The organism is Desulfotomaculum copahuensis (genome assembly GCF_001655685.1).
Classification (GTDB): domain Bacteria; phylum Bacillota; class Desulfotomaculia; order Desulfotomaculales; family Desulfovirgulaceae; genus Desulfotomaculum_G; species Desulfotomaculum_G copahuensis.
The window spans coordinates 1-1,989 of the sequence record NZ_LYVF01000105.1 but is presented as its reverse complement, the minus strand read 5'-3'; the positions used below and the strand labels follow the sequence as shown (position 1 = coordinate 1,989).

Annotated in this window: 2 protein-coding genes; both read left to right on the top strand. The window is 63.7% G+C overall.

The window, feature by feature from the left end:
- Nucleotides 1-115 precede the first annotated feature (115 nt).
- Nucleotides 116-1,189: a histidinol-phosphate transaminase gene (gene hisC / locus A6M21_RS07165; RefSeq protein ID WP_066667428.1), complete on the top strand. Its 1,074-nt coding sequence runs from the start codon at nt 116-118 to the stop codon at nt 1,187-1,189.
- Nucleotides 1,190-1,352: 163 nt separating this feature from the next.
- Nucleotides 1,353-1,949, top strand: a complete 597-nt coding sequence (gene hisB / locus A6M21_RS07160; RefSeq protein WP_066667427.1) for an imidazoleglycerol-phosphate dehydratase HisB — start codon at nt 1,353-1,355, stop codon at nt 1,947-1,949.
- The last annotated feature ends 40 nt before the right edge of the window (nt 1,950-1,989 follow it).

Sequence of the window (1,989 nt, the reverse complement as noted above, 5' to 3'; positions counted from 1 at the left end):
CCCGCCGGCCCGCCGGAGCGCCGGAACGGCGGCGGCCGCCGCAAGCCGGGAAACGGCAACGGGGATTTACCCGGCATGTTCAATTCATCCAAACCATTTCACCGGGGTGAACGTGATGATTGATTCCTTTGATCCGGCGGAACTGCTGCGTCCGGATCTGCGTGAACTGGTTCCCTACGAAGCACCGGTCCATCCCGGCGCGGTCAAGCTGGATGCCAACGAAAATCCGTACGACCTGCCGGCCACGGTGCGGGAGGAAATCGCCTCCCTGCTGCGTGACGATCCGTTCAACCGTTACCCCGATCCCCTGGCCATAGAGCTGCGGCAGGAACTGGCGGCTTATACCGGGCTGCCGGCGGAATGCATCATGGCCGGCAACGGAGCCGACGAACTGATTCAGAACCTGATGCTTGCTTTCGGCGGGGGCGGCCGGGTGGTCATCGCCACCCCCACCTTCTCCATGTACCGCATTCATGCCGTCATTGCCGGCGCCATGCCGGTGTCCGCACCCCGGCGGACGGACTTTTCCCTGGATCCGGAAGTGGTCATTGCAGCGGCCGGGCATCCGGCCACCCGGCTGGTATTTCTCTGTTCGCCGAACAACCCGACCGGAAACGTCACTCCACCCGCCGAAGCGGCGGCCATTCTGGCAAACACCCGGGCGCTGGTGGTGGTTGACGAGGCCTACCTGGAATTTGGCGGGGAAAGCTGTCTGCCTTTGCTGGAGGGGTACCCCAACCTGGTCATGCTGCGCACCATGTCCAAGGCTTTCGGCCTGGCCGGCCTGCGGGTGGGCTACCTGTTGGGCAGCCCGGCCGTGGTGCGGCAACTGCTGCGGATCAAGCAGCCTTTTAATTTGAACCGTTTTTCCCAGCTGGCGGCACGGGCCGCCCTTGCTCACCGGGCGGAATTCGAGGCACTGATCCGGCGTATCCGGGAAAACCGGCAGGCACTTTATGACGGCCTGAATGCAGTACCCGGGGTGACCGCTTTTCCCAGTGAGGCCAACTTTATTCTGTTCCGCACACCGCTGCCCGCGGGGGACGTTTATCACGGCCTGCTGGCCGGGGGGGTGCTTATCCGCAATATGCACGGTCCGGGACTGCAGAACTGCCTGCGGGTGACGGTGGGCCGGGAGGATGAAAACCGCCTCTTCCTGGAAAAGCTGAAACTGATACTGGGCGGCTGAGGCGGACCGCTTTTGGGAACCAGGCGGCCGGCCCGGAAAAGCGGGATTTCCCGGGCCGGCCGGCGAAAACCGGTGCCTGCTTTACCCGGGACAAGCCGGGCGGCGTTGATCGTGTGCGGATGATATCTGATATCTGATATCTGACGGTGGGGAGGAACACATTATGCAAGCCGGACGGACGGCGGAAATCGAACGGCAGACCGGCGAGACGGAAATCCGCCTGCGTCTGAACCTGGACGGGGACGGTGTTTATCAGGTGGATACGGGGGTGGGTTTTCTGGATCACATGCTCAGCCTGTGGGCGCGGCACGGCCTGTTCGACCTCAAGCTGTCCGCCGCCGGCGATCTGCATGTGGATGCCCACCACACGGTGGAGGACACCGGCATCTGCCTGGGTGAAGCAATCAAACAGGCGCTCGGCGGCAAGGCGGGCATCAACCGTTACGGTCAAGCCCTTTTGCCGATGGACGAGGCGCTGGTCCTGGCGGCGGTGGATCTGAGCGGACGGGGCCGCCTGAGCTTCGATGTGCCCCTGCCGTCGCCACGGGTGGGGGATTTTGACACCGAACTGGTGGAGGAATTTTTGCAGGCGCTGACCGCGCACGGCGAATTCACGCTGCATGTGCGCCTGCTGGCCGGGCACAATACTCATCACATCATTGAGGCCGTTTTCAAGGCGCTCGGCCGGGCGCTGCGCCAGGCGGCGGCTGTGGACGCGCGCCGGCCGGGACAGGTTCCGTCCACCAAAGGGGTGCTCTAGTAAAGATTTTGGGGGGAGAGGGAGGTAAGAAGCAGCTACT